A 26,598-nucleotide genomic window follows, 5' to 3' on the forward strand; every position below is an offset into this window, starting at 1 on the left:
CCTCACTTCCTAAGGCTTTCTACTGCACTGGCTATAATACCTACTGACCTATAGAGTCCCTCAATCTCTTTTTCTGAAAGACCGATTCTCAAAACTCTTTCTACGCCATTTCGACCAAGAATTGTGGGAACACTGAAAGGTACGTCTCTCAATCCTTCAAATTCCTCGTGAACCGATGACACGGTGAGAACAGAGCGCTGATTGTTCAGAATAGTTGAAAGTACTTTAGACACAGCCAGTCCGATTCCGTAGTAAGTAGAACCTTTCTTCTCAATTATTCTATAGGCAGCATTCTTGGTCTGTTCAAACAACTTCTCGAAGAGACTGCCACTACAATTTCTATTGCAGCTGCTGCAGAAATCACTAAGCGGAATGCCTGCAATATCTGCGTTCGACCAGTTGACTATCTCGCTATCGCCGTGCTCACCCATTACATATGCATGAACGTTTCTGGGGTCAAGCTCGCAGTGATCGGCTATACTCTGTCTGAGCCTTGCCGTATCCAGAGTAGTCCCCGAACCTATTACCCTGTTTCTCGGGAAGCCTGACGTCTTCCACGCAACCCATGTGAGCACGTCCACCGGATTTGACACCACAAGGATAACAGGCTCCTTGCTGAATGAAAGAGATTCTTTAACCGCATTTTCGACAATCTCAGAATTGTCCCTCAATAGCTGCAGGCGACTCTCGCCCTCCTTTTGAGGCCTTCCGGCGGTAATAACCACAACATCGGAATCTGCCGACACATCGTAATTTCCACCGGAGATTGTCACCGGTCTCACATACGCGTTTCCATGACTTAGGTCCATAGCCTGACCCACCGCAAGTTCTGTATTTATATCAACAAGCGCTATCTCTCTTGCGATGCCTTTTATCATTGTCGCATATGCAATTGACGAACCTACCATTCCGGCTCCAATTATTGTGACTTTCATCTATCACCTCCCGACAAGAGTTCATCAAACCAATGTCGGAATCTAGCTTCGAGGTTCTCGCCTCCCACTTTCTCCACGATCTCGCCTCTGACGAATATGACTCCGCCCGAGGCCGTTCCAGCGATCCCAATGTCTGCCTCACTACCCTCGCCAATTCCGTTAACTACACAGCCCATTACCGCAACCGAAAGGTCGGCATCTACATTTCCTACCCAGTTCTTGACTTTTCTGGCAAGAGCTTCAACATCTATTTCAGTTCTTGCACAGGTTGGACAGGAGATAACATTGACACCCCTTCTCAGCCCCAGCGACTTGAGAACGCTCAATCCAACCTCTATTTCCTGAACCGGGTCACCCGACATCGATACTCTTATGGTGTCTCCAATGCCTTTAAGCAAGAGTGTGCCAATACCAATAGAAGACTTCACGGTTGAATCAAGCCCAAAACCCGCCTCTGTAACACCAAGGTGAAGCGGATAGTCGGTCTTCTCGTACAGGTATTCATTCGCACTCACAGTCTCTGATACCGATGAAGACTTAAGAGAAATCACAATGTCCTCGAATCCTGCGCCCTCGAGGATTCTTACCTGAGCAAGAGCGCTTTCTGCAAGAGCGACTGGTCTATCATATGCACTGAAATTTCTATCAAGGGAACCGGAATTCGCACCGACTCTGATCGGAACACCATATTCTCGAGCAACTTTGACCGTCTCTATGACTTTCCATTCCTGTCCGATGTTCCCTGGGTTTATCCGCACTTTCGCAGCACCGTTTCTTATCGATTCAATGGCAAGCCTGTGATCAAAGTGAATGTCTGCAATCACAGGTATTCTGCTCAATGAAGAGATTTCTTTAAGAGCTTCCGCGGATTCCTGATCGGGAACTGAGACCCTGACAAGGTCGCAACCGGCATTCGTAAGCTTCTGAATCTGGTCTACAGTGGCAGAGATGTTTGAAGTCTTGGTGTTTGTCATTGATTGAACCGTGACTGGATTTCCTCCGCCAATCAGCACGAAGCCGACTTGAACTGCCTTGCTCATAGCCACCTACCTATGTCAATGAATGTTATGTAAATCATGAAACCCATCAGTATCATAAACCCAATTACGTTTATCAAGCCTTCAATCTTCGGATCTAGTCTCCTTCTGGTTATCATCTCGAGTAATGCCAAAAGCATCCTGCCCCCGTCAAGTGCTGGAAAGGGTATCAGATTTATCACTCCAAGGTTCAATGAAATGAATCCAGCAAAAAAGAGTACAATTCTCAGACCTAGACTCACAGCTTGATCTACTATTGTCACTAGTCCTATTGGGCCGGTAAACTCGTTGATATTTGCCCCACCAGTGAAGAGACTACCGACAACCTTAACCATAGTGAACAGCAGGTTGTTTGCCCACTGAATACCCAGACCTACCGCCTCGAAAGCGCTGTCGGGATACCAATAGTCGCTACCCTGAGCGAAAGCCCCTGCTTCACCGACGAGGGCAATCATCTCGTTCTTGCTCACAGTTAATTCAATTGTCTGACCTTCGCGTTCTATGGAAACAACGAATTCCTCTGGAAAGCCATGCTTTGCCAAGGTAGTTTCCTTGCCGGTTAACTGAATGAGCAGCTCGTTTGATTTCAAGGAGAGTAGCTGACTCATGGTCGTTAGATCATAACTTGTATCGGTCTTCATCCCATTGACCGCTAGCAGGAGATCGCCCTCCCTGAACTGACCAAAATCGTTTGCCAATAAGGGTTTGAAATTTGCATAGTATATTCCCATCGCGTAGCGTTCCTCTGTTGGCGAATAAGTCAGGAGCGTGCCAGCGAGGGTCGTTCCATCAGAAAAACCAAGTCTTACAGTGCTTTCGGGTGAAAGCACACCGGCATATCCAACGTAGTCTCCGTTAAAGGCTGCGCCGTTGATAGAGGACAGGACTTCACCGGGTTCACCCGTAGTGTTGCCGATGACAATGAAGGCCTCCTGGGGAAGCAATTCGGGCAGAAGAGTGACTTCAACTTCTTTACCATCCCTAAGCACAACAAGATCTATCCTATCGCCTGCTGCAACAGCTTCACTGAGCCTGGTGTTGTCTATTAAAGTCTTTCCATTTACATTGACTATTCTGTCACCGGGCATCATTCCGGATATCGCAGCGGGCGAGCCGGGCTCGACTTTGTCGATTCTTACTTCCTGAAAACCCCAAACCACGGCAACGAGGGAGAGCAACAAAAAACCCAGAAGTAAAGAGAAAGCCGGGCCTGAAAAATAGATGATGAATCGCTGCCAGGCCGGTTTATTCTGAATCTGCTCATTAGCGGGAACGGAAGAATCTATGTTGTCGAGATCCTCTCCAGCAGGTCTAACATAGCCGCCAATTGGGAATGCATTTATTCTAAAAGTAGTATTCTTTCCCTTCTTCGACCACAGTTTGGGACCCATTCCAATAGCAAATTCAATCACTCTCACTCCGAAAAGCCTGGAAAATAGGTAATGCCCCAATTCATGCACCACAACTATCCCCGTCAGAATGAGAAGAAAATATATTATTGACAATACCATCTATTCACCTCTTCTTTTGCCCGTCTTCTTGCAAAGCCGTCAATCTCGATTATTTGACTGTAATCGGTCGGGTTTTGATCATCGGTACCTGCGACCGTCCTTTCAATTATATTGTAAATGCTCCCAAAAGGTATCCTACCCTTCACGAAAGCATCGACTGCTATTTCATCTGCTGCATTGTAAGCGATCTGCTTGCTGACAGTTCCACAAATCTCTCTCGCAAGGGTGAGAGCGGGAAATCTATCTTGCTGCAGTTCCTCCAGAACAATTGGAATGCCGACTATCCTCTCTTCTCCTAAAAGATCATGGCGCGCAGGATAAGTCAGAGAATACGAAATCGGAATTCGCATGTCCGGGCGACCCACATGGAGTTTCACAACGCCATCATTGTACACAACACCGGCATGAACAAAGCTGTTTCTACATATGTAAGTATCTATTTCACTCGACTCGAAGCCAAAGAGATATTTCGCTTCAATGACTTCAAGTCCTTTGTTTACCATTGAAGCGCTATCAACGGTTATCCTGTTTCCCATCGACCAAACAGGGTGCTTCATGACATCTTCAGGGCTTGCCTGGTGAATCTTTTCTTTCGGCCAATCTCGTAGGGCACCGCCAGATGCGGTTATTATGATTCTCTCTGGACGAACAGTACCGTCAAGAAGCTGAAAAAGGCCGCTGTGCTCCGAGTCGACAGGGATCAGTTCAACTTCTTCTCTAGCACATTTTTTAAGAAGCAGGTTTCCTCCACACACGATAGACTCTTTGTTCGCAAGACATAGTCTGCTGCTGACTTCAGCCGCCCTAAGGCTGAATCTCAGTCCTGCCGCTCCGCTAACGGCAAGCAGCACATAATCGGGTCGTGACTTCTCGAGCATTGTTTCGATTCCCTCTTCGCCGTGGAAAAATGTTGTTCCTGGAAAGGAATCGACTAGATTTTCGTTTCTTTCAAGAGCGGCGGCGAATTTGGGATGGTATTTCGAAAGTTGCTTAGAGAAAGAGGAGAAATTGTGGCCACAGGAAATGGCCACAATTTCGATTTGTTCAATCTTATCTACTATTTCGAGTGTCTGTGATCCTATAGATCCAGTAGAACCAAGAACAGCCAACCGCTTTTTCATGACTCAAACTTCTTCTTTATCTCAGCTGGTTCTCCAGAAGTATCTTCAATTATCTTTTGAATCTCTGATTGAGAAAGTTCCATAATCTTTGCGACCTTTTCGGGCACGTTCTGTCTCTTTCCCGGTACGCATTTATCTGCGTTCTCTTCCTTGCCGGCAACCTTCAGGGCAAAGGCAGCACATCCTGGAGAACCACATACACCACAGTTTATATTGGGCAGAACGGCAAAGACCACAGTTGCTCTGGGATTCTCCTTGAGCTTGTCCCTGTAGCTTTCGATTTCTTCTTGGGTTGGCCTTTTGGGCTTGGGCGGTGCTGCTTTCACTTCCCTTCCGGATGTGGCGATCAGTTTTTCCAGTGTCTTTTCCGCATCTTCCTCTGTCTCTTCAAAGAGAGCGGTGAGTTTGTCGACGTCCGTCTCCATTATTAGCTTCAGTTTTTCGGGAACGCCGGACCGCTTGCCGGGAACACACCCGTCCAGCGGGGCTTTTTCTTCGGCAATAGCCTTTGCAAAAGCCGAGCAACCGGGGAAACCACAGGCGCCACAGTTAACGCCTGGTAAAGAAGCTTCGATGAGCGTGATTCTTGGATCCTTCTTGACTGCAAACTTCGCGGAGGCGAAAGCTAGAAAGACACCTGCTCCTATGCCCAGTACTGCCATAAACAGAACTGAATAGACTACTGTCATACACATCGCCTCACAGTTTTACTAGGCCTTGAAAACCCATGAAGGCCATCGAGAGTAAACCGGCAGTAATCAGTGCAATGGCAGTTCCTCTGAAAGGTTCGGGAATTTCGGAAAGTTCCATCCTCTCTCTAATCGTTGAAAAAAGAATGAGGGCCAGAGCAAAGCCAAGTCCAGCACCTGCAGAATTCACTATCGTCTCGAGCAGCGTGTAGTTCTGCTGAACATTGAGTAGTGCAAGACCGAGAATCGCACAATTTGTCGTGATGAGGGGGAGAAATATTCCAAGTGCATCGTAAAGCGCGGGACTTGTCTTCTTCAGAAAGATCTCGACAAACTGCACCAGTGTTGCAATAATTAGAATGAACACGATAGTTCTCAAAAAGGGAATGCTGAGCATATCGAGAAGAATGTTCAGAAGCCATGTGATAATCGAGGCCATGATCATGACGAATGTAACGGCTATGCTCATTCCTACCGCAGTATCAATCTTCTTGGAGACACCTAGGAAAGGACAGATTCCGAGAAATCTCGAAAGCACGAAATTGTTTATAAGAATCGCTGAAAGAAATATAAAAACCAGTCTAGTAGCCATCAGTCACCCCTCCTCATTTTGCTGCCTTTTTAGCTTTGCTGCGCCTTATTCCCAGATAATTGAAGAAAGCGGCGAGCATGCCCAGAGCAATGAATGCACCTGGAGGGAGTATCATAGCGAACATTTTAACGTCGGAAAGATGGTAATTGAAAATAGATCCGTTTCCGAGAAATTCTCTTACAGAACCGAGCAACACTAGGGAAGCAGTAAAACCCAACCCCATGCCAAGACCATCCAAGAAAGATCTTAGGACATTGTTCTTGGAAGCATAGGCCTCTGCTCTTCCAAGGATTATGCAGTTCACAACAATAAGTGGAATGAATAGGCCCAGAGTCTTCCATAGATCGTAAACGAAACCGTGCATCAACATGTCAATCATTGTGACAAAGGAAGCGATTATGACAATATATGCGGGAATTCTTATCTTGTCGGGAATGAGCTTCCTGACAAGGGAGATCGTGATGTTCGACATTGCCAGAACCGCAGTCGTTGCGAGTCCCATCCCCAATCCATTCTCGGCGCTTGTTGTTGTAGCAAGAGTAGGACACATGCCAAGAACCTGAATGAAGATCGGGTTCTGCTTCAAGATTCCATTTGTGAGAACCGAGAACTTCGATTCAGCCATCATCTAACACCTGCCTTTTCCAGGAACTCTGAGATAGCATTGAGCGAGAATGCAACGGCTCTCGGAGTTATCGTTGCCCCGGTCATCACATCGCTTACGGTGACTATCCCGTCTTCCCTCTTTCTAATGTCTATTTGATCTCCGATAGGGGTTACTCCTGCATCTTTGTCAACTTTTATGCTCTTCTGGAGTCCTTGACTGTCGATCGGATAAAACCTCTTCTGTACACTGTCGTTTGCGATGTTGGCTCCGAGGCCCGGAGTCTCTTGTGAGTATTCAAGAACCTTAATCCCATTCAGATGTACTCCATCCGAGTCCTTTACGAAGGCCGCCATCGACTTGACATCGCCGCCGTAACCGACTGCTATGCCGATAGCCACAAAAACCTCGCTGCCATCATCTTTCAAGAACTTGTATGCAGGGCTTTCTACTCTTCCCTGAGAGTCGACAGCCTGATAGATTATTCCTTCTGAAGCGGTGAATCCCTCTGGGAACCATTCAAACTCTGCGAGTTCGCTTGCGGTTTCGGGGATACTCTCTTCAGCGATCAGAAGTTCTCCCGAATCCGCATCGGTAAGAACATTTCGAATAGCGGCGAGTTTTGCGCCAAGTTCCGCGTTTGCGATCGGCTCTTCAACAATGGTGTAGACCACAGAAAGGACTAAAGCCGCGATTATAGTAATAACCATCAGAGTAATGCCGGTCTTTAAGTAATCACGCATTGCTCTTCACCTTCTTTGGTTTCCCGAATATCTTGGGCTTGGTTCCCATATCTATGAGCGGCACGAATGCGTTCATGATAAGAATCGCAAATGATACGCCTTCCGGATAGCCACCAAACAATCTAATTATCATGGTAACAACCCCACAGCCAACTCCAAAGACCAGATGCCCCTTGATCGACATTGGACTAGTTACCATGTCAGTAGCCATGAATAGAGCTCCCAACATCAGACCGCCTCCAAAAATGTGGTACAGCGGCGAGCCAAAACCGGGATTTGCGGCGTAGAAGATTGCCGCCATTATTGCAACAGTTCCTACGTATGCAATAGGTATGAAGGGTGAAACTCTTCTTCTCAGTAGCAACCATCCAAAACCGAGAAGAAGCAACAGCGCGCTCACCTCTCCTATGGAGCCGGGAATAGTTCCCAGGAACATCTCTTGCAAAGAGAAGACTCTTGGTGCTCCCTGTTTAAGAATAGCCATTGGAGTGGCGGTGGTCTGCATGTCAAAAGGACTGAACCATGTTGTCATTTGAACGGGGAACGAGATTAGAAGAAAGACCCTTCCGACTAGTGCGGGATTGAAGAAATTCTTTCCTAGACCACCAAAGACCGACTTCGCAATTACAATTGCGACGAAGATACCTATCAGGGCCTGCCACCAAACAACAGCAACTGAAAGATTCAGTGCAAGCAACAGTCCTGTGACCGAACCGCTAAGGTCAGGTTTGAAGGTCTTCTTGTGCCTCACGAATCTCATTACAAAGAAGTCGAGAGCCTCCGCGCCGACTGTACAGACAAGTATCAGTATGAGTGCTTTCAAGCCGAACGAGACAACGGCCCAAACTGCTGCAGGAGAAAGTGCGATCAGAACATCCAGCATTATCTTCCTAACATTATCTTCAGATCGCAAGTGAGGTGCTGCCATCATTGACAGTTTCACTTCTTCGCACCTCCCTTCAGACTTCGATAGACCCTTTTATGCAGTTTGAAATTCTTGACCAGATCGATATTGGCCGGACAGGCAAAGGAACAACTCCCACATTCTATGCAGTCCATCAGGCCATTTTCCACTTGTGCATCGTACAACCTATTTGTTCCGTAGAGGTTTAGTAGAAAAGGTTGGAGATTCATGGGACAGACGAATGTACATTTGCCGCATCTGATACAAGGGAACTCTTCAAGAGGTTCGCTCTTAAGCAACAGAGTGATTCCAGAAGTGCCTTTCACAGTGGGAACGTCTGTCTTCGGAACCGTGATTCCCATCATGGGGCCACCGAATAGGGCTCTCTCAACTGTTTCTTGGGCTCCTCCCCCATGACCAATTAGCTCTTCTGCCATGACTCCGATTCTTGAGACGACGTTTAGGGGTTTTCTAATACCCTCTCCGGTTATCGTAACTCCTCTTTCGACGAGAGGATGTCCAAGCTCAACGGCTTCATAGATAGCATAGGCAGTGCCTATGTTATCAACCACGACTCCCACATCCAAAGGAAGCCCGCCCGAAGGAACCTTTCGCTTCGTCAGGGCATAGATGAGTTGCTTCTCAGCACCCTGTGGATACTTGGTTTTCAGTGTCTTCACCTGTATCGATGTCGACTTAGTGGCCTCTTTCATCCTTTCTATGGCCTTTGGCTTATTATCTTCAATGCCAATAATCGCATCTTTCACTTTGAGAGCTCTCATAATCGCAAGAACCCCTCTGACCAATCCCTCGGAACGTTCAAGCATGTACCTGTAATCTATCGTCAGATAAGGTTCACACTCTGCTCCATTAATAACGAGAAGATCAATCTTCTTTTCCTTAGGCGGGGAAAGCTTGACGCTTGTTGGAAACATTGCTCCACCAAGCCCAACGATGCCCGCATCCTTTATCCTTTGGACGATTTCTTCCGGTTCAAACTGATCGTAGGGTTTAGCAGGTTGGAGTAACTCCCATTCATCGTCACCGGATCTCTCAATAACTATCGCGTCGTCCGGCTTCGAAAGCGTTGGATGGAAATATTTCGCGATTTCCTTGACTTCGCCTGTCAGAGGAGAATGAAGATTCGCAGAAATAAAACCTCCGGACTCAGCTATCAGTTGACCGGTCTTGACCCTGTCACCAACATCAACAACAGGTTTGGCTGGAATACCGGCGTGGTTCGCAAGAAATACATAAACCCTTTCTGGAAGTGGAAGAACGCTCAGATGAGAATCCTGAGACAGTTCCTTTTTCTCCGGCGGGTGCACCCCTCCTCTGAAGGTAGGCAACCTCATTTAGTTATCACCTCTCAACCTTAATCAATAGATGTTTGCCTTTCTGGGATCCCGAATAACAAGAAAGTAACTACGACTTCAAACGAGTTCGTGAATTTGTCAAAACAAAAGGAGCGGATCGCTCCGCTCCTATTATATTACATTGTTTGAGTCTTAACGAAAATTAAAACTATTTCCTGGTGATTCTACCGCTGTCCTGATAACCTGTTATCGGGCTGATCTCTCCAACGAACTCAACCACTACATCGGCCAGCACGAATCCCGTGTCGTAACCAGAGAGTCCAGCAAGGGCCTCATAACCATCACCGCCGGAGGCAAGATAGTTATTTGTAGCTACCTTGTAAACCTTATTGTCATCAATGGGTGCTCCGTTCACAAGAATATCCTTGGCCTCACCATTCTCTATTACATAAGTTACTCCACTTACCTGAGGCATGGCGCCCTGACCAGCTTCACGAGTCGCAGTGAACTGAAGAACTTCCCTAAGAGATGTTCCAGGTACGTCTACAACGTACAGAGTGTTTCCAAATGGGAGTACTGTAAGAATGTCACGGTATGTGATTGGACCAGCCTCTATGGATGCTCTGATTCCTCCCGAGTTGCTTATCGCTATATTTGCTCCGGACTTCCAAACCATTGCATCGCAGATCAAGTAGCCGAGGTTTGTATCCTGAGCCCTGACTACCCCTCTGTCGCCCTCGAGTTTTATCGTCGTTTCTCCTACAACGATATTGAGAGCCTCCCCGCCGGCCTTCTTGAAGTAATCCAGAACAGTGGCTACGGCGAAATCAGGTTCGATCTCTTCGGCGATAACAGGGAGATTCCTGAAGGAAACGAAGATAACCGTACCATCAACGATTTCGAGTTCAAGCTTGCCGAGATTCTTTGCCCATTCTCCTGCAGATACTATTATTGTCTCGTTTATTATCTCAGGTCTTTCATAGAAAGTATGGCTGTGGCCGTCGACTATAACGTCAATTCCGTCAACTGCTTTTGCAAGCTCCCAGGAATTAGGGCCGACAAGAACGGGGTTGCTTCCCATGTGGGTGAGCGCAATTATTACGTCTGCCTGAGCTTCAAGCTCGGGAATGATCTCCTTTGCTACTTCTATTACGTCCTTCCACTCGTAATCCTTAGCGTAGAGGTACTCAAGAATCTCTGTTTCCTGAGCGGTGAAGCCGACGATGGCGACCTTTATTCCAGCGACTTCCTTGATTACGTATTCCTGGAAAGCGGGTTCTCCATCTTTATAGATGTTTGCGCTGAGGAACGGGAAGTTGGCAATTTCCATCTGTTTTGCGAGTACGGATGCATCGTTGTCAAATTCGTGGTTACCGATTGCCATTGCTTCAAGCTTCATAAGATTGAGAGCAACTATATCGGGAGCCGCATCCTGCAGATCTGATTCAGGAACACCTGTATTAATATCCCCGGCATGCAGGAATATGGTGTTGGGATTCTCTGCCCGCACCTGATTTATCAGTGTAGCTACAGCCGCGAGCCCACCGTACTCACCTTCAGGCCAGATGTGACCATGTGTGTCGTTGATATGAACAATCGTTAGTCTCTGGGCCATGACAAAAACTGCCATAACCAAGAGAAGGGTAATCAGAAGAACTTTTTTCATACTCATACCTCCTTATGGAATATCGGTGATTTCTCCAATTAGCTCGAAATCGAAGTACCTATCTCCTTCACTTATATGGTAATTGATTATCTCTATTTCTGCGCAGTTTGAAAAGACAGTTCTCGAACTTTTCTCAATCTGCAGCCCGTTTGCTTTCGTTCCTTCTGGTTCGGCTAAGTAAAGCGATTTCACAGTAAGAGCTAGTCTGAAATACCATGAACTCAGTCGCCTTGCAGCCATAATTGTTTCTAGTGGAGCCAGGGATGTCACTATCGTAGTACAGATTATCAAAATTGCAATTAGTAGCGTGAAAGAAGCTACTCCCTTACCCTTTGGGCGAGATGGTCTTACCTCCGGCCACATCTCCCGTGAAATCCTCCTCTCTCACATGATTGAGAATCGCACAGTTTTTTCCTATCTTGGTGTTTTGGGGAACAACGACATCAGATCCGACAACCACAATTCCCGAATCGTAAATGTGAGGTTGTGATTCGTGTGGGACCTCATCGCCGTGTCCAATTACGACTCCGTCTTTCACAATCGTTCCCTCTCCTACAATGCCCTTTTCTATTACTACGTCATTGCCGATTTTCGAGTTAGTCATGATTACGGAATCCTTAACTGTTGATCCCTCACCTATTTGAACTCCCTGGAAAATGACTGAGTTTTCCACTCTTCCATATATCTCCGCTCCCTCGTTTATCAAAGAATTTCTTACGTGAGAACTGGTTCCGACATATGCGGGCAGATACTCCTCAGTCTGAGTATAGAATCTCCAGGAGGGATCGTGAAGATTCAGTGGCGGTATCGGTCGAGTAAGCTCGATGTTGGCTTCCCAGAGTGATTCGATGGTTCCTACATCTCTCCAGTAACCCTCGAAAACGAAAGCGAACAATCTCCCAGCATTGTCTTCGACGATTTTCGGCAGAATATTCTTTCCGAAGTCGTTGTCGCTTTCTTGGTCTTGCTCGTCCTGGATAAGTCTTTCCCGAAGGAATTTCCAGTCGAAGATGTAGATTCCCAGGGAAGCAAGATCTGACTTGGGCTGTTTCGGTTTCTCCTGGAAGTCGACTATCTTGTTTTCGAAATCCGTTATCATCATTCCGAACCTGTGGGCCTCGGACAGCGGAACACGCATGCAAGCAACCGTTCCCGTCGCTCCCTTTGAGAGGTGATAGTCTATCATCTCGTTGTAGTCCATGGAGTAGATATGATCACCGGAAAGAATAACCACGAGTTCTGGGTCGAAATCATCTACGAAATCGATGTTCTGAAAGACGGCATTCGCAGTTCCTTTGTACCAGTTTGAGTCTCCCTGAGCTATAAAGGGAGGTAGGATTACAACCCCACCGTCCTTTCTGTCAAGATCCCACGGACGACCTATTCCAATGTGTCTGGCGAGAATGTGGGGCCTGTATTGAGTAAGTACGCCGACTGCGTAGATTCCCGAGTTGACGCAGTTACTCAATGCAAAGTCAATAATCCTGTATTTGCCACCGAAGGGGACTGCGGGCTTCGCCACCTCATCAGTAAGCAACCCAAGTCTGGTCCCTTGCCCTCCAGCTAGTATCAATGCAACAACTTTCTTGGCCATACAATCACCCCGTCTTAAATTACGCCGTGTTTTTCGATTACTGTGGGCTCTTCATTTTCACCAACGAAACTTCTTCCCAATCTAACGGTACAGTACTTGTCCATTATCACATTTTCTATGTGTGCCCCTTCTTCAACAAGGCAGCCCTCAAGAAGAACAGAATTCTTTACTGTCGCTCCGGCCATAACCCTAGTATCCCTGAACAAGACCGAATCTTCTATCTTTCCCCCTATTACGCACCCGTCGGCAATAACCGAGTTATTCATGGAGGCAGTTCCGGTAATTTTGGGAGGTGGAAGATCCTTCAACTTAGTAAAGACTCTTCCGTTTTCGTAGAAAAGCTCTCTCCTTATCTTGGGATCGAGAATGTCGAGGTTCGTTCGAAAATAACATCTCTTACTCTGCTTTATGTCGCGCCAGTAACCGTTGTATCTGTACTCTCTTACATTCAGAGAAGACAGGTTTGGAGAAATCACACCCTTCACGAGCTCGTTCTCTCCATTTGGAACAGCAGAGTAGAGAAGCTCTCTCAGCAGGAACTTATTGATGAAGTAGATTCCCAGAGCAACGCAGTCACCTTCTTCTGGGTTTTCCGTAACCTTCTCTTTCTCAATCCACTTGATTATTCTCCCGTTCTTGCATACCACCCTATCCATCCCTTCCATGCCGCATTCTCCATCCTTATTGCCGGTAAGAACAGTTATGTCGGCTGCAGTGTCCAGGTGATATCTAAAGATCTTCGTCAGGTCGGTTTTGAAAATGTGATCTCCCGAACCTATCAAAACAGAGTCTTCGTTGCCTCTCCTGAGTATGTTTATGTTTTGGAAGAGGGCATCGGCAGTTCCTTTGTACCCCATGGAAGGGTTATATGGAGAGTAATAAGGCTGCAGTATGAAGAGCCCTCCCTGTTTTCTGTCTAGATCCCATTCTTTGCCTGAACCAATGTGATCCATGAGGCTTCTGGGGCTGTACTGTGTGATTATCCCAACCTTCGATACTCCCGCATTGACCATATTGCTAAGTGTGAAATCGATCGACCTGTACTTTCCATAGACAGGTAGCGCAGCGCTTGTACGAACCTGAGTCAGGGAGCTCAGGTACTCTCCTCGCCCTCCTGCAAGAATTATTCCGAGAACTTTCATATGGTCACCGCATTCCAAATATGGATGCGGTCTCCCTCCCTTCTGTGCGAATTTGTCATTCAGTACTCCATTAGGGGCAAATTTGTCATAAGAGATACCCCGGGTAGAGAAAAATCGGTTTGACCGTCGAGATAGTCCTGCAAGAACAAAACAGCACTGTCAAAGGCTTCGCGATAAAGCTCATCGAAAGTTTTTTTGCTTTCCCAGCCGGCTATGCTGTGAAACCAGGGTTTCATCTCCAGATTTAGAGGATCAACGTGAGTGTCCTCAAAGAAGGCCTCTTCCGGCGATCCCTCTTTAATACTAAAACGCTTAAGTATTAGGGCCAACCTTGAGCGACCATAGATTCCCGCAAAGTACTGATTCATGGAGTCCATAGCCTTCTGGATGGAACAGCCCTTGATTCCGTAGAATTCGGTTGAAATCTCTCGGTAGAGATCTTCAAGTGCTGCCGGCAAAGACCGAGAGAACTCGGCAGTCGGATCGAGATCGAGAATGTCCGCCTCAACTTTGCTCTTGAGAATCACTTTGTCTATCATTGTTTCTAGTTGACGATACTTATATCCATTTCCTGCACGTGCAACTATATAATGGTTCACAGTTGCGTCGAGAAAGTAATGGCAGATAACCCCCAACGAGTAGAAGCGAGAAATCTCTTCCGATTTCCTGCAGAGGAGTTTGGCAAATTCATCACACCTCAGAGTGTGAGAGAACCTCCATAGAGAGAACTCTGGATCCTCTCTTGAGCAGTACTTCCCGGGATCCGTGTAGAGGCACCCAAGATTGAACTCCTCTCTTTTGTCGGCTTCAAGATCGAGTCCTATCTCTTCCAAAACATCTTTTCCATACATAATGTGAGTCCAGAAGCCGGGCAAAAAAACTCACTCCTTTGCTACCAAACCCCACAGACACTTCAAATAAAGGCTCTCCGGAACCTCAACAAGCCATGGATGATCAGGCGATTGTAGTGTAATAGCCAGATGCGAAAATGTTATACCAGTACTTTCCGTTGACCTTCTGATAGACTCAACTAAATGCTCGATACCAATATTATAGGCACAAGTGCATAAACCCAGGACTCCTCCATCCTTTACAAGCGGAAGTGTACTCTCTACTAGCCTTCTGAAAAGTGAAATTCCATGTGGAAGCTCTCTCTTATGCTTAACAAAGGATGGCGGGTCTACTATTACTATATCAAAATAGTCTTTCATTTCAAATCCATCAAGGAAGTCAAGAACATCGCTCTGAACCAACTGCAGCCTTTTATCCAGCCTGTTCACTACTGCGTTCATTCTTCCCCGATCTAGGTCGTCGCCGGACTTGTCTACGCAGATCGCCTTGGCGCCTGAATAAGCCATATTAAGTCCGAAGCCTCCTGTAAAAGAGAAAAGATCCAGACCTTTCTCGAGTGAGAGTTCTGCGGTGATTCTCCTGCAGAATGCTCTGGAATCTCTCTGATCAAAAAAGAACCCCGTCTTCTGGCTGTTTTTCACATCCACGAGGTACTTGATACCTTCTTCCTCAATTTCGACAGAGTCAGGCACTTCACCGAACAGCAAACCCGTATGTCTCTCTATCTTATCTTCCACTCCCATCTCGAAATCGCTCCGTTCGTAGATTCCCTTAGGATTCACGAGATTTCTGAGCAGACCGACTATCATTTCCCTTCTTTTCTGCATAATCGAGTTTCTGAATTGCACAGCCAGGATCTCTCCGTATCTGTCGACCACCAATCCGGGAAGTCTGTCTCCTTCACCGTGAACGAGTCTGTAGTAAGGCTTATTGAAAAGTCTCTCCCGCTTCTGGAGAGCTTTTTGCAGCAACCTGCCGAAGAACATTTCTCCCAGCTCTTCGTCTTGATTTGTTAGAACCATTATCGCTCGGGTGGAGTTCGGATTGAAGAAGCCCTTCCCGAGAAACTCATAGTTCGAAGAGAAAATGTTCACTTCACATACATCATCGGAAGAGCCTTCCAGAGCTATGATCTCGTCTTTGAAGATCCACGGATAAGAATTACGGATCTTGCCTTCTTTTCCCTTTCTGATTCGAGCAATTAGCATCAGAACTGGCCTTCGTTCATGAGTGAATAATCATTCATCTCGCTTTCTTCAAAGAATATATTGGTTTCGCGGTTTGAGCTCTCAATGCTATCGGATGCGTGTATCAAGTTCTTCCTTATGGACACGCCGAACCGACCTCGTATGCTTCCCGGGGCGGCTTCAAGCGGATCGGTCTTGCCGACTAGATTTCTCAATCTTTGAACGACGTTTTCACCTTCGAGCACCATGGCCACGACTGGTCCCGATTGAATGAAAGCCAGCAGTGGTTCGTAGAAGTCTTTTCCTGCATGTTCCCTATACAGATCTCTAGCCATGGATTCAGAGATCGTCAGCATCTTGAGAGCGACAATTTTCAGACCTTTTTCTTCGATCCTTCTTATTATTTCTCCAACAAGGCCTCTCTGTATCGTGTTTGGTTTTAGATAAGCAAATGTTTTCTCCAAAATACTTCCCTCCGGTCAAATTATGTATTCATTGATATAATTAAAGCATGGAGTGGTTCGATGGAGTAGCTAATAAAAGACTTTCCCGGTTCTTGGCTCGCGGTTCGGGAAAAAGTGTGACTTTGGTGGGCAGAGATAGTGAGTACATGAAAGCCTCGGTCATCTCAGTAATAGAGGCTGATCCGAAATGGAACAGAAAGAGATATATTGAAGACTTTCTCCTAATAGAACCGGAAAATGGGAACATTGGAATCGACAGGATTCGAGACATAGAAGAAATGATGCTTCATAAACCTGCGATAGACAAGAGAAAATTCGTGCTGATTAATCAGTGCGAGAAAATGACTGATGAGAGCGCAAATGCTTTTCTCAAAGTTCTTGAAGAGCCTCCCGATTTCGCGACTCTCATTATGACCACATCTTCATGGCAATCGCTTCTGCCAACAGTTAGAAGCAGAACTATTTCGATTGTCATGGATATTCCTGAGGAGCTTATGAACAGACTCAAGTCGGATTACGGAGAACGAGTTTCCCTTATATATGCCTCTGCACAGCAGAGCTTCTCGGTCTTACGGTTCTTTCTGGAGCGAGATCCTGAATCTATAACTCACGAGGCCTTTGGAGTGCCTTCCGATCTTGAGGGATTGAAACAGCTAATTGTAGAGAGTGTAGAGGAAGATCCGATGGATCTCGTGAGGCGAAGAAGAGCGTTTGCAGCTTTGTGCAAGAGTTTTGTGGATTCCAAAAGTTTCTTTTCGGCCTTCAGGGAGGTATCCTCCATTTTCATCGGTCAGGGTTCATTTGAAAGGGCACGTGAACTTGTTGAAGTCTCCAGAAGCCTTTTGAGGGATATTGTGATTCTTTCGGCCGATACTCCTAATGACTCGCTTACGAACATTGATCTGTTAGAATGGCTAGTGAACTTCAAGCCGGGAAAGGACATTCTGGAGGATTTTGTGTGGTGCGACAGTTTTCTTAGACAGCGAACTTCGTCGCTGAGTGCAACTCTTGTTTCTTTTAGAGCTTTGTATGCTCTTTCCAGAAGCCTAGTAAGAAGGAATAACGGAGGTAATTGAGATGCCTGAGATATATGGAACGGTTTATGGAATTGAATTCCACTCAGTAGGGAAGCTGTATCAGTACACTTCCAGCGAGCAGTTGCTGAAGCAGGGTGACTATGTGCTCGCAATGAGTGAATTTGGATTGGATGTTGGAAAGGTTATGTATGGACCTGTTGAAACTCGAATAGATGACACCAAGGAAGAGCTTAAACCTATTGTCAGAGTGATGACCGACGAAGACTGGGAAACGGATTCCAAGAATAGAGAAGAAGCTGAGGCTGCAATGAAGACCTGCCAGGAACTGATAAAGAAGCACTCTCTTCCCATGCGACTTCTTGAGGCGAGATACATGTTTGATCGATCGAGAATCGTGTTTTACTTCGGTGCCGACAGCAGGGTCGACTTCAGGGAGCTGGTCAAGGATCTTGCGAGAGCTTTCAGGACGAGAATCGAGCTCAGACAGGTTGGAATACGAGACGAGGTTAAGATGACCGGTAGTCTTGGACTTTGTGGAATGACTGCCTGTTGCGTTCGTTTTCTAAGACAGTTTGAAAGCATAACGTTGAAGCATGCAAAGAAGCAGCAGTTATTGATCAACCCGGCAAAGATATCTGGAAGGTGCGGAAGACTTCTCTGTTGTCTTTCATATGAACAAGAGCTCTATGAAAACGAGCTCCTGGATATTCCAGATGAGGGCTCTCTTGTCGACTATGAAGGCAAGACCTGTAAGGTTCTGACTGTAAACATTTTCATGAAGGTTATTACTCTTGTTGCAGATGATGGGCAGATGCTTAAGGTTCAGTTCGACGATTTCAGAAAGAGCCAGAGATCGATCTTACAGGATACAAATCCAGATGAATTAATAAAGAATAGAGACGAAGATATTTCGATTGACGACTGAAGGATGAATGGAGGTTGGATATGGCGGGTTTACTTACGAAAGCTGAATTGAAAAGGCTTGAAGATCTTGGAAGAATATGCAGGGGTGACATAATAAAGATGACTACTGTTGCCAATTCTGGTCATCCAGGAGGTTCAATGTCATCCATAGACATCTTTCTCTCCGTATTCGATTTTGCAAAGAATGATCCAAAAAAACCCTTTGATCCGGAGCGCGACAGGGTTATTGTAAGCCACGGACACACATCACCAGGTGTCTACGCGACGCTGGGAAGACTTGGTTTCGTTGATATCGACGAAGTTGTTTCCGGTTTTAGACATCCAGGTTCCGTATTCGAAGGTCACATCACAAGAGGAATTCCTGGTGTAGAATGGACAACCGGAAATCTCGGGCAGGGGCTTTCAGTGGGAGTTGGCATGGCTCTTGCTTCAAAAATCAGCGGAAAGAATTATAGGGTATTAGTTGCAATGAGCGATGCGGAACAGGCCAAGGGCCAGGTTGCGGAAGCAAGAAGGACCGCAAAGAAGTACGGACTTGATAACCTCGTTGTGGTTATCGACTACAACGACGCTCAGATTTCTGGGAATGCGCGCGACATTATGTTCGTGGATATAAAGGCTAATTATCTGGCGGATGGCTGGAAGGTTATTGAAGTTGACGGTCACGACTACTCAGAGCTGAACAAGGCACTTGTAGAAGCGTCCGAGTCGAAAACTCCCGTCGCAATAATCGGCAAGACCATAATGGGAAAGGGAGTTTCGTTTATGGAGGGTGATGTTTCATATCATGGAAAGCCTTTGGATATGGACAAGGCTGCCTCCGCTCTTTCCGAACTTGAGCTTGAAAATGACATCGACAGATTTGTTGAGATGAGAAATAGGCTTCCCTCGTATCATGAACCAATACACCATAAGGACGAAGAAATAAGACCGATAATTGGAGTCCCTTTCGTATATCCTGTTGAAAAGAAGAGCGATAACAGATCGGCATTCGGGAAGGCTCTTGCAGATATCGGAAAGCTCAACAAAGGTAAGCTCCCAGTGATGGTAGTAGATTGTGATCTAAAACCGTCTACGAAGGTAAATGAATTCGAGAAGATCTGGCCTGAGAACTTCATACAAATTGGTGTCCAGGAACACAATGCCGCAACTGTCGCTGGTGCCGCATCGGTGTGTGGTGTGTTGGCTTTCTTTGCCGACTTCGGAGTTTTCGGCATAGATGAGACCTATAACCAGCAGCGACTAAACGATATTAACAAGGCAAACGTAAAGGTCGGAGTAACTCACGTTGGAATCGACGTTGGTGAAGATGGTAAGACTCATCACTGTCTAGATTACATTGGGGCTCTGAGAAACTTCTTCGGATTTAAACTAATAGTACCTGCCGATCCAAACCAAACAGATAGAGCAGTCAGATTCATGAGTAGAGCTGACGGGAATTTCGTCATTGCTATGGGAAGATCTACGATGAATCCAATTGCAGATGAGGATGGAAAGCCTTTCTTTGGGGACGGTTATGAGTTTGAGTACGGAAAGGTAGACATTGTGAGGAAGGGAAAGGAAGTAACGCTTGTTACCACGGGCCAGGTCACTCATCATGCAGTGAAGGCAGCAGACGAACTGAGATCTCAAGGTATAGAAGTGACCGTTCTTAATGTTAGTTGTCCAATTGGAGCGAACTTCGATAGTGTTAAGGAGTACCTCTCCTCTACAGTCATCTCTCTTGAAGATCACAATGTCAATAGTGGTCTAGGGTCCATCCTGTCCGACTATTTAGTCCGGTCTCGAATAACGCCGAAGAGTTTCGAAAAGATTGGCGTCGACAGGTATATGTTCTCCGGAGACAACGAATTGCTCTATGACCTTTCGGGTCTTTCGAGCAAGAGCATTGTAGAAAGGGTCAGGGGTATTATCCATTAATGCTTAGTTTAGAAGAAGAAAAGTTGGTCAATGAGTTTTGCATTATAAACGAAATAGAAGCGGACAGAGAGCTCGTTTTTAGGGCTCTCTGTCATTCCTCTTTTACCAATGAGCTTGCCCAAAACGGAGAAAGGCTTCTCGAGTCCAACGAAAGAATGGAATTTCTGGGAGACGCCGTTCTCGAATTGTCTCTTGCCCGAACACTTTTCAGCAATTACTCCCTTAGTGAAGGCGATATGTCGAAAGTCAGAGCTATGGTGGGAAGCGAGAAGGTCCTTTCATACGTCGCCAGATCAATGAGAATCGGAGATTATATCTTTCTTGGCAAAGGAGAGAGGCAGAGTGGAGGAGCGGAAAGAGATTCGATTCTTGCAGATGCCTTCGAAGCTGTTCTGGCAGCAATCTTTTTGACGGGAGGGCTTGATATCTCAGTTGAATTTGTTCGATCAAAGCTGTCAAAGTATATCGAGAAAGCGGTTGGAGGAGACCTGATTCTCGATTACAAGACTTCCCTTCAGGAACTCACGCAAGCTCGTTTCAGTTCAAGACCAGTATATGAGACAATTCTCGATGAAGGCCCACCACAGGATAAGTGGTTCAAGGTTGGAGTATTCCTTGAAGGGAGAATTGTTGGTGAAGGCGAAGGGCGAACAAAAAAGGCAGCAGAGCAACTGGCCGCAAAGCGTGCTCTGGAAGCTCTAAATGAAAGCGTGAATAGTGCAGGTGCTGAACAGTGAAGTACAGACACTTCGTCGCGTTTCTCTCAGAAGAGGAATGCGATCTAATTGAAGGAATCAGCTGGAACGAAGGCTTTTCAGATCTCTATTTTGAAAAACTTGTTGATTCAGGAAACGCATTGCACGTTTTTCTGGGGGAAGGGGAAGAACTTCCGGCTTTTCTGAAAGGGATCGAGTTTTCGGATCTGGGTTTTAGTGAACAGAAGGAGTGGTTTGAGAAGTGGAAGGAGTCTCTGGTTCCATTTGAGCTCTGTAATGGGATCGAGGTCATTCCTCTGGAGGAAGAAGAGAAAATAATCGATTCAAACAAGATCGGTATTATTCCCGGGATGGCCTTCGGAACGGGCCTTCACGAATCCACGAAGCTTGCCGCTTCTCTTCTTTCAGAGTCAGTGCAAAGAGGTTCTAAGGTTCTTGATGTGGGCTGTGGAACTGGTATATTATCTGTTATCGCTGCCAAGAGAGGAGCGTCTTCGGTTCTCGCTCTGGATGTTGATCAGCACTCTATTGAGAAAACGGTTGAAATTGCCCGAATAAATCATGTCTCTATAGAAACGCGTCTGTCCGATTTTCTTTCGGCGTTGAAGTCAGAGGAGCGTTTTGACCTCATCGTCTCGAATATGATAGTCGAGTTGCTGAACGAGTTTGCTCTCGATCTTCGGGAGTTCCTCCAAAAGGATGGCAGAGTGATCCTTTCGGGAATATACAAAGACAAGTACCAGGAAATAAAGAGTCTCGTAGAGAAGGGCTTTCTCATCGAGCGTATTAAGGAAGATGGAGATTGGAAAGCAATAGTGCTGAGAAGAAAATAGTTTCACTACAGCTTGGAAGGTTTCTGAAAAATGACTTCAGAATCGTTAGAGTCTGTGAATGGGGATTTCCACAAGTCATAGAATCTTCGTTGATTGCTGATGGGAAACCATTTCCAACTTTATTCTGGCTTAGTTGTCCATTTCTGAAGGAGGAAGTTTCGAGGTTAGAAAGTGCAGGAATGATCGCTGAGTTTGAGAAGAGGATCGAAGAAGATGAGGTTTTTGCTGGTGAATACTTGAGAGCGCATTCGCAAACGACACTTCTTAAAGAGCAGCTACTCGAAAAGTCCCCTGTGTCAGATGAACAGAAGAGACTACTTATGGGAAGAGGTATTGGAGGAATAAGAAATCTGAAAAGAGTGAAGTGTCTCCACCTTCAGCTTGCGAATTTTCTCGGCGGGGTACCTAATCCGGTGGGAAGAGACGTCTGGAATCTGCTGAAGAAAACTCAGTGTCCTTGTAAGAGAGTCATCTGTGAAGAGTTGTTGAGCAACTATGAATGAGAAAATATTGAACAAAGCCTCTCAGCTTCCCGAGGAGCCGGGAGTTTACATCTTCAAAGATCAAAAAGGCGTTGCAGTTTACGTAGGCAAAGCAAAGAAACTGAAGAGAAGAGTCCTGTCATACTTCAGAGAATCTACTTGGGCAAAGAATGAAAAGGCCAGACGAATTGCAGAAGAGGCAGAAGATCTAGACTTCATAATGGTCACGTCAGAGCGTGAGGCTCTGCTTCTCGAGGCAAATCTGATCTTCAGCGGAAAGCCGAAGTACAATGTCTTCCTTAAAGACTCTCGGACTTACCCGTATATCTACATTTCTTCAGATCCGTACCCGTATCTTGGAATCACAAGGACAAAAGAGCTGGAAGGTTCATATTTTGGGCCTTATACAAGTGCGGGACTTGTGAGAAAACTGCTTGAATTTCTGCAGAAGGTTTTCAGAATTCGAACCTGCTCGTACGATCTCAACAGGGTCAAGAAACCCTGTTTTCTCTATCACCTCAAGATGTGTTCCGCACCCTGTGTTGAAAAAGTGACGCCCGAAGAGTATCGAGGACAGCTTTCGGCTCTCATCGACTTTCTCGAAGGAGATACATTGAAAGTGAGAGAGGCTCTTCTTAAAAGGATGACGGTGCTCTCCGAGGCAATGCAGTTTGAGAGGGCAGCGGAGATAAGAGATATCCTTTCCTCCATGGATGATCTCTACGCGTTCCAGGGAGTTGAAGCTTCTCTAGATCTGAAGGCGGATATTCTCGCCGTATCTACGGGTTTGGCCGCGTTGCTTCAGGTTAGGGGAGGAATGCTTCTTGGGAAACTGGTTTTTGATTTTCCCGATGGGACTCCGGTAGATTTCATTACACAGTTTTACTACGCAAAAGGAAATCGAATACCGAAAGCGCTTATCGTAACCGGTCTGAAGAAGAAGGATATCAAGCAGTTCAAGAGAGACTTCAATTATATTGGTGATCCTCGTGATGAGCAGGAAGAGAGGCTGCTGAGCATAGCCTTCAAGAACATTGATGAAGAGCAGAAGATTAGAATGAATGCCGCCCATTCCCTGAGACAGGCCCATCAAATTCTGGGATTGAAGAGATTTCCTTCAAGAATTGAGGGGATAGATATCTCTCACACTCAGGGACTGTACACGGTCGCCTCGGTGGTTGTCTTCGACAATGGAAAGCCGAACAAATCCGAATATAGAAGATACCGGATCAGCGAGCTCGATGAACCGAATGATTTTGAGGCGATGGCAACTGTCGTCAAGAGGAGATACACAAAACATCCTCTTCCAGATCTACTTCTAATCGATGGCGGAGAACCACAGCTTAGAGCTGTCGAAAAGGCCTTTTCCGAGATAGGGATAGTCGAATACGAAGTAGTAGGATTAGCAAAGGAATTCAATGAGCTAGTCTTCCTTGACAATCGAGACAGGGTCAAGTTGAAGGAAGAGCACCCCGTCTTGCGAATGATAATCTCTATCGACAATGAGGCTCATCGCTTTGCTGTCAATTATCACCGTGTCCTCAGAGAAAGAAGATTTCAGACTTCAAAGATAGATGACATTCCGGGGATCGGGCCGAAAAGGAAGAAGGCTCTGCTTAAGGCATTTGGCAGCGTTAAAGGCATCGCTGAAGCCTCCGAAGCCGATCTTTACGGTGTCCTCAGGAACAGCAGAGCAGTTGAAATGGTTGTCAAGTGGGCAAATGAAAAAAGTGGAGACTGAGCTCCACCTTTTCATATTGGCCGTAATAATTGTTACTGAACTTTCTCTTTTAGCTCTTTACCGGGTCTGAATTTCGGAACCTTCCCGCCGGGAATCTCGATTGCTTCCTTTGTTCTCGGGTTAACACCTTTTCTTGCCTTTCGCTTCGTTACCTCGAAAGTCCCGAATCCTACGAGTTTCACTTCTTCATTCTTTGATAGCTCTTCCCCAACTACACCGATGAAACTATCAACAACGTCTCCGACAAGCTTCTTGGTTGCTCCGGTTCTTTCTGCAAGTTCAGCGATAAGTTCTTTCTTGTTCACAAGTACACCCCCTAGCTAGAATTCAGATCACAAGACAATTCTAACATCTTCTAATCGGGTAATGCAACACCGAATCAACTGAAACCGTTTGACAAAAGGCATTTCAAAGAGTCAACGTTCTGCAACGCTCGATTCACGCAGATCATCGAAGTTAAGAACATCTTTGTGAGCCTCGATTGTGCTGGTGTATGAAGAGAGGTCCAGAGACCCGTTTCCGCTCAAAGTGAAGACAATTACCTTCTCTTCTCTATTTTCTCTGGCCTCAATTGCTCTTCGTACAGCACCTGCAATTGCGTGTGTCGATTCTGGTGCCGGTACTATTCCCTCGGTTGTGGCGAAGAGAAGTCCTGCTTTGAAAGTCTCGCCTTGAGGTAAGGCTTCCGGAGTAACGATTCCCTCCTTTACCAATCTTGAAACGAGAGGAGCGGCTCCGTGATACCTAAGTCCTCCGGCATGAATTGCGGGTGGAACAAAGTCTCTTCCAAGTGTGTACATCTTCAATAGTGGTGTGAACCCTGCGGTGTCTCCGCTATCGTAGCGATACTCGCCCTTAGATAGAGTAGGACAGGACTCCGGCTCGCATGCGACGAACTCGATGTTTTCACCGTTGAGTCTCCTCTTGACAAAGGGCAGAATCGTTCCGCCAAAGTTTGATCCTCCACCATGGCACCCTATGATAGACGAAGGTTTTTCGCCGAGAATTTCAAGTTGTTTTTCTACTTCCAGCCCAATTATAGTTTGATGCAGAAGCACGTGATCAAGAACGCTTCCCAGGGAATACTTCTTGGTAGTGGAATTCAGGACTATTTCAATAGCCTCGCTGATTGCCATTCCCAGAGAACCTGAGAAATTCTTCCTGTCCTCGAGAAACTTCCTGCCGCTTACGGTGTTCTCTCCTGGACTGGGTTCTACCGCGCCGTTGAACATCTTCATCATGTGTTGTCTCATAGGTTTTGACTGATAGCTGTTTCTGACCATGAAAACTCTCACGGTAAGGCCGAATTTCCTTCCAGCATAAGAAAGGGCACTTCCCCACTGACCGGCGCCTGTCTCTGTAGTAAGCTCTGTAACTCCATCGAGCTTATTGTAGTAGGCCTGGGCAATGGCAGTGTTCGTTTTGTGACTTCCTGTAGGCGAGTTCCCCTCATATTTGTAGTAAATCCTAGCAGGAGTGTTCAGATACTCCTCAAGAAAAGTTGCTCTTATGAGTGGACTGGGACGGAAGACCACATATTCGTCCAGAATCGGTTCGGGAATTGGAATAAACCTCTCTTCACTCATCTCTTGCTCTACTATTGACTTTGGAAAGATAGCCATCATATCTTTGGGGTCGATGACTTTGTTCGTTGCTGGATTCAAAGGCGGATCCATCTTGAATGGCAAGTCAGCCTTTATGTTATACCAGCTTCTTGGCAACTCCTCTGACTTCAAATTCACTACGATTCTCTTCTTCATGCCAGTACCTCCTCAAAAAAATGAAGGGACTCTCAATTGTGAGAGCCCCTTCAATATGGGTTTACCCTGGTAGCAAAAGGCTAACCCCCACCGAAGGGGCGACTCCACCACCAGAACATATTAAGTTTATTTACACATAGATTATCAACCATAGAAATCCCTCGCCGATTTAGCTTAAACAACTATACAACTTTCGTATGTTACAAGTCAAGCAGGATTGTGAAAAGACGTGAAAGCAAATTAGCAACCGTGCCGGAGGTTGTACATTGAGATTCTGACCTAGAGCACTGTCAGAATGACAGAATGTGATGCTTTCTGATTAACCTAAGGCCGTCATCCCGTAGTGGTCCCATACGGGATCTGGGCTTTGGAGAAACCGTGGTTGGGGATAGCGGGTTGGTGGCATCAAGGTCAGAAGTGATGCTGCCTCCGGCAGGAAGTGAGGCTCGCTGGCGCGAGGAAGTGATGCCCGGGAGGGCATCCGGGGAAGTGATGCTGGCGCTTGTGCGCCAGGAAGAAGAGGAAGAGCCGGTGGTTGAGTTTTTGATCTGTGATCTGATTCGAAATCATGCAGGTCTTGTAGGGGCGAACGGCCGTTCGCCCGAAAAAGGTCCTGGTCGGAATCTCTGCCTTTTACGCGAAAAATGGGACCATAGGAGCCGGTCAGTCCCTGTTTTTGGTTATAGCGTGCAGCGAAAAGCGAATCTCAGGTGATAGATCCCGTGCAGAAGCATCACGGGATGACAGAAGGTGAGTTCATCAGGGCAGGCTCTACGGGATGACAACCCCTTCTCAGGTCAATCGTCAAGGGACCACCGTCCTCCGACA

General features: G+C 46.4%; 26 protein-coding genes. 7 read left to right on the forward strand and 19 right to left on the reverse strand.

Annotated features, from left to right (window positions below):
- Positions 1-2: 2 nt before the first annotated feature.
- From Y697_RS14300 to ndk, 17 genes are all read right to left on the reverse strand, one after another.
- Complete coding sequence (locus tag Y697_RS14300; RefSeq protein WP_121552466.1) at positions 3-935, reverse strand: L-lactate dehydrogenase; 933 nt, start codon at positions 933-935, stop codon at positions 3-5.
- Positions 932-1,975 carry a flavodoxin-dependent (E)-4-hydroxy-3-methylbut-2-enyl-diphosphate synthase gene (gene ispG / locus Y697_RS14305; RefSeq protein ID WP_121552467.1) on the reverse strand — a complete coding sequence of 348 codons (1,044 nt, stop codon included), beginning with the start codon at positions 1,973-1,975 and terminating at the stop codon, positions 932-934. Before ispG ends, Y697_RS14300 begins: the two co-directional genes overlap by 4 nt.
- Positions 1,972-3,483 (reverse strand): site-2 protease family protein, encoded by a 1,512-nt coding sequence (locus Y697_RS14310; protein WP_121552468.1) that lies wholly within the window; start codon positions 3,481-3,483, stop codon positions 1,972-1,974. Before Y697_RS14310 ends, ispG begins: the two co-directional genes overlap by 4 nt.
- Positions 3,468-4,604 carry a 1-deoxy-D-xylulose-5-phosphate reductoisomerase gene (gene dxr / locus Y697_RS14315; protein WP_121552469.1) on the reverse strand — a complete coding sequence of 379 codons (1,137 nt, stop codon included), beginning with the start codon at positions 4,602-4,604 and terminating at the stop codon, positions 3,468-3,470. The genes Y697_RS14310 and dxr overlap by 16 nt, the downstream gene beginning before the upstream one ends.
- The gene (locus tag Y697_RS14320; RefSeq protein WP_121552470.1) at positions 4,601-5,293 is read right to left on the reverse strand and encodes an RnfABCDGE type electron transport complex subunit B; all 693 of its coding nucleotides are present in this window, start codon (positions 5,291-5,293) and stop codon (positions 4,601-4,603) included. Before Y697_RS14320 ends, dxr begins: the two co-directional genes overlap by 4 nt.
- 10 nt (positions 5,294-5,303) lie before the next feature.
- On the reverse strand, positions 5,304-5,885 hold the full coding sequence (rsxA, locus tag Y697_RS14325) for an electron transport complex subunit RsxA (protein WP_121552471.1): 582 nt from the start codon (positions 5,883-5,885) through the stop codon (positions 5,304-5,306).
- Between the two features lie 13 nt (positions 5,886-5,898).
- Positions 5,899-6,513, reverse strand: coding sequence for an electron transport complex subunit RsxE (rsxE, locus tag Y697_RS14330; RefSeq protein ID WP_121552472.1), 615 nt, complete (start codon positions 6,511-6,513; stop codon positions 5,899-5,901).
- Positions 6,510-7,232 carry an RnfABCDGE type electron transport complex subunit G gene (locus tag Y697_RS14335; protein WP_121552473.1) on the reverse strand — a complete coding sequence of 241 codons (723 nt, stop codon included), beginning with the start codon at positions 7,230-7,232 and terminating at the stop codon, positions 6,510-6,512. Before Y697_RS14335 ends, rsxE begins: the two co-directional genes overlap by 4 nt.
- Complete coding sequence (locus Y697_RS14340; RefSeq protein WP_121552474.1) at positions 7,225-8,175, reverse strand: RnfABCDGE type electron transport complex subunit D; 951 nt, start codon at positions 8,173-8,175, stop codon at positions 7,225-7,227. Before Y697_RS14340 ends, Y697_RS14335 begins: the two co-directional genes overlap by 8 nt.
- Positions 8,172-9,491, reverse strand: a complete 1,320-nt coding sequence (gene rsxC / locus Y697_RS14345) for an electron transport complex subunit RsxC (RefSeq protein ID WP_121552475.1) — start codon at positions 9,489-9,491, stop codon at positions 8,172-8,174. The genes Y697_RS14340 and rsxC overlap by 4 nt, the downstream gene beginning before the upstream one ends.
- Positions 9,492-9,660: 169 nt before the next feature.
- Positions 9,661-11,118, reverse strand: a complete 1,458-nt coding sequence (locus Y697_RS14350; RefSeq protein ID WP_121552476.1) for a 5'-nucleotidase C-terminal domain-containing protein — start codon at positions 11,116-11,118, stop codon at positions 9,661-9,663.
- Positions 11,119-11,130: 12 nt separating this feature from the next.
- On the reverse strand, positions 11,131-11,409 hold the full coding sequence (locus tag Y697_RS14355) for a hypothetical protein (RefSeq protein ID WP_259462601.1): 279 nt from the start codon (positions 11,407-11,409) through the stop codon (positions 11,131-11,133).
- 34 nt (positions 11,410-11,443) lie between these two features.
- Positions 11,444-12,712, reverse strand: coding sequence for a glucose-1-phosphate adenylyltransferase (locus tag Y697_RS14360; RefSeq protein ID WP_121552478.1), 1,269 nt, complete (start codon positions 12,710-12,712; stop codon positions 11,444-11,446).
- A gap of 14 nt (positions 12,713-12,726) precedes the next feature.
- Positions 12,727-13,854 (reverse strand): glucose-1-phosphate adenylyltransferase subunit GlgD, encoded by a 1,128-nt coding sequence (gene glgD, locus Y697_RS14365; RefSeq protein ID WP_121552479.1) that lies wholly within the window; start codon positions 13,852-13,854, stop codon positions 12,727-12,729.
- 59 nt (positions 13,855-13,913) lie between these two features.
- Complete coding sequence (locus Y697_RS14370) at positions 13,914-14,729, reverse strand: zinc dependent phospholipase C family protein (protein WP_121552480.1); 816 nt, start codon at positions 14,727-14,729, stop codon at positions 13,914-13,916.
- 6 nt (positions 14,730-14,735) lie between these two features.
- Complete coding sequence (locus Y697_RS14375) at positions 14,736-15,914, reverse strand: class I SAM-dependent rRNA methyltransferase (RefSeq protein ID WP_121552481.1); 1,179 nt, start codon at positions 15,912-15,914, stop codon at positions 14,736-14,738.
- Positions 15,914-16,357: a nucleoside-diphosphate kinase gene (gene ndk, locus Y697_RS14380; protein ID WP_121552482.1), complete on the reverse strand. Its 444-nt coding sequence runs from the start codon at positions 16,355-16,357 to the stop codon at positions 15,914-15,916. Before ndk ends, Y697_RS14375 begins: the two co-directional genes overlap by 1 nt.
- A gap of 47 nt (positions 16,358-16,404) precedes the next feature.
- Between ndk and Y697_RS14385 the strand changes: the two genes are divergently transcribed.
- From Y697_RS14385 to uvrC, 7 genes are read left to right on the forward strand one after another with little or no spacing between them, the layout of a single operon-like run.
- Positions 16,405-17,433, forward strand: coding sequence for a hypothetical protein (locus tag Y697_RS14385; protein WP_121552483.1), 1,029 nt, complete (start codon positions 16,405-16,407; stop codon positions 17,431-17,433).
- A gap of 1 nt (position 17,434) precedes the next feature.
- Positions 17,435-18,319: a regulatory iron-sulfur-containing complex subunit RicT gene (locus tag Y697_RS14390; protein ID WP_121552484.1), complete on the forward strand. Its 885-nt coding sequence runs from the start codon at positions 17,435-17,437 to the stop codon at positions 18,317-18,319.
- A 20-nt stretch (positions 18,320-18,339) separates the two neighbouring features.
- Entirely contained in the window at positions 18,340-20,238 is a 1,899-nt protein-coding gene (locus Y697_RS14395; protein WP_121552485.1) for a transketolase, read from the forward strand.
- Complete coding sequence (gene rnc / locus Y697_RS14400) at positions 20,238-20,975, forward strand: ribonuclease III (protein WP_121552486.1); 738 nt, start codon at positions 20,238-20,240, stop codon at positions 20,973-20,975. The genes Y697_RS14395 and rnc overlap by 1 nt, the downstream gene beginning before the upstream one ends.
- Positions 20,972-21,787 carry a 50S ribosomal protein L11 methyltransferase gene (locus tag Y697_RS14405; protein WP_121552487.1) on the forward strand — a complete coding sequence of 272 codons (816 nt, stop codon included), beginning with the start codon at positions 20,972-20,974 and terminating at the stop codon, positions 21,785-21,787. Before rnc ends, Y697_RS14405 begins: the two co-directional genes overlap by 4 nt.
- A complete protein-coding gene (locus tag Y697_RS14410) occupies positions 21,757-22,290 on the forward strand; it encodes a DUF501 domain-containing protein (RefSeq protein ID WP_121552488.1) in 534 nt (177 codons plus the stop codon). The genes Y697_RS14405 and Y697_RS14410 overlap by 31 nt, the downstream gene beginning before the upstream one ends.
- Positions 22,283-24,010: an excinuclease ABC subunit UvrC gene (gene uvrC / locus Y697_RS14415; RefSeq protein ID WP_121552489.1), complete on the forward strand. Its 1,728-nt coding sequence runs from the start codon at positions 22,283-22,285 to the stop codon at positions 24,008-24,010. The genes Y697_RS14410 and uvrC overlap by 8 nt, the downstream gene beginning before the upstream one ends.
- A 32-nt stretch (positions 24,011-24,042) precedes the next feature.
- Here uvrC and Y697_RS14420 read toward each other — a convergent pair whose 3' ends face one another.
- Positions 24,043-24,315, reverse strand: coding sequence for an HU family DNA-binding protein (locus Y697_RS14420; protein WP_121552490.1), 273 nt, complete (start codon positions 24,313-24,315; stop codon positions 24,043-24,045).
- A gap of 111 nt (positions 24,316-24,426) precedes the next feature.
- Positions 24,427-25,770, reverse strand: coding sequence for a TrpB-like pyridoxal phosphate-dependent enzyme (locus tag Y697_RS14425; RefSeq protein ID WP_121552491.1), 1,344 nt, complete (start codon positions 25,768-25,770; stop codon positions 24,427-24,429).
- Positions 25,771-26,598: the final 828 nt, after the last annotated feature.

It is taken from the genome of Mesotoga sp. BH458_6_3_2_1 (assembly GCF_003664995.1).
In the GTDB taxonomy this organism is placed as follows: domain Bacteria; phylum Thermotogota; class Thermotogae; order Petrotogales; family Kosmotogaceae; genus Mesotoga.

What these genes read in the sequence shown, in the direction of transcription:
- rsxE (WP_121552472.1), bottom strand. Translation starts at nt 6,513, where the DNA reads ATGATGGCTGAATCGAAGTTCTCGGTTCTCACAAATGGAATCTTGAAG.
- Y697_RS14335 (WP_121552473.1), bottom strand. Translation starts at nt 7,232, where the DNA reads ATGCGTGATTACTTAAAGACCGGCATTACTCTGATGGTTATTACTATA.
- glgD (WP_121552479.1), bottom strand. Translation starts at nt 13,854, where the DNA reads ATGAAAGTTCTCGGAATAATTCTTGCAGGAGGGCGAGGAGAGTACCTG.
- ispG (WP_121552467.1), bottom strand. Translation starts at nt 1,975, where the DNA reads ATGAGCAAGGCAGTTCAAGTCGGCTTCGTGCTGATTGGCGGAGGAAAT.
- Y697_RS14390 (WP_121552484.1), top strand. Translation starts at nt 17,435, where the DNA reads ATGCCTGAGATATATGGAACGGTTTATGGAATTGAATTCCACTCAGTA.
- Y697_RS14425 (WP_121552491.1), bottom strand. Translation starts at nt 25,770, where the DNA reads ATGAAGAAGAGAATCGTAGTGAATTTGAAGTCAGAGGAGTTGCCAAGA.
- Y697_RS14360 (WP_121552478.1), bottom strand. Translation starts at nt 12,712, where the DNA reads ATGGCCAAGAAAGTTGTTGCATTGATACTAGCTGGAGGGCAAGGGACC.
- Y697_RS14300 (WP_121552466.1), bottom strand. Translation starts at nt 935, where the DNA reads ATGAAAGTCACAATAATTGGAGCCGGAATGGTAGGTTCGTCAATTGCA.
- Y697_RS14395 (WP_121552485.1), top strand. Translation starts at nt 18,340, where the DNA reads ATGGCGGGTTTACTTACGAAAGCTGAATTGAAAAGGCTTGAAGATCTT.
- uvrC (WP_121552489.1), top strand. Translation starts at nt 22,283, where the DNA reads ATGAATGAGAAAATATTGAACAAAGCCTCTCAGCTTCCCGAGGAGCCG.
- rsxA (WP_121552471.1), bottom strand. Translation starts at nt 5,885, where the DNA reads ATGGCTACTAGACTGGTTTTTATATTTCTTTCAGCGATTCTTATAAAC.
- Y697_RS14385 (WP_121552483.1), top strand. Translation starts at nt 16,405, where the DNA reads ATGGAGTGGTTCGATGGAGTAGCTAATAAAAGACTTTCCCGGTTCTTG.
- rnc (WP_121552486.1), top strand. Translation starts at nt 20,238, where the DNA reads ATGCTTAGTTTAGAAGAAGAAAAGTTGGTCAATGAGTTTTGCATTATA.
- Y697_RS14320 (WP_121552470.1), bottom strand. Translation starts at nt 5,293, where the DNA reads ATGACAGTAGTCTATTCAGTTCTGTTTATGGCAGTACTGGGCATAGGA.
- Y697_RS14375 (WP_121552481.1), bottom strand. Translation starts at nt 15,914, where the DNA reads ATGCTAATTGCTCGAATCAGAAAGGGAAAAGAAGGCAAGATCCGTAAT.
- dxr (WP_121552469.1), bottom strand. Translation starts at nt 4,604, where the DNA reads ATGAAAAAGCGGTTGGCTGTTCTTGGTTCTACTGGATCTATAGGATCA.
- rsxC (WP_121552475.1), bottom strand. Translation starts at nt 9,491, where the DNA reads ATGAGGTTGCCTACCTTCAGAGGAGGGGTGCACCCGCCGGAGAAAAAG.
- Y697_RS14310 (WP_121552468.1), bottom strand. Translation starts at nt 3,483, where the DNA reads ATGGTATTGTCAATAATATATTTTCTTCTCATTCTGACGGGGATAGTT.
- Y697_RS14350 (WP_121552476.1), bottom strand. Translation starts at nt 11,118, where the DNA reads ATGAAAAAAGTTCTTCTGATTACCCTTCTCTTGGTTATGGCAGTTTTT.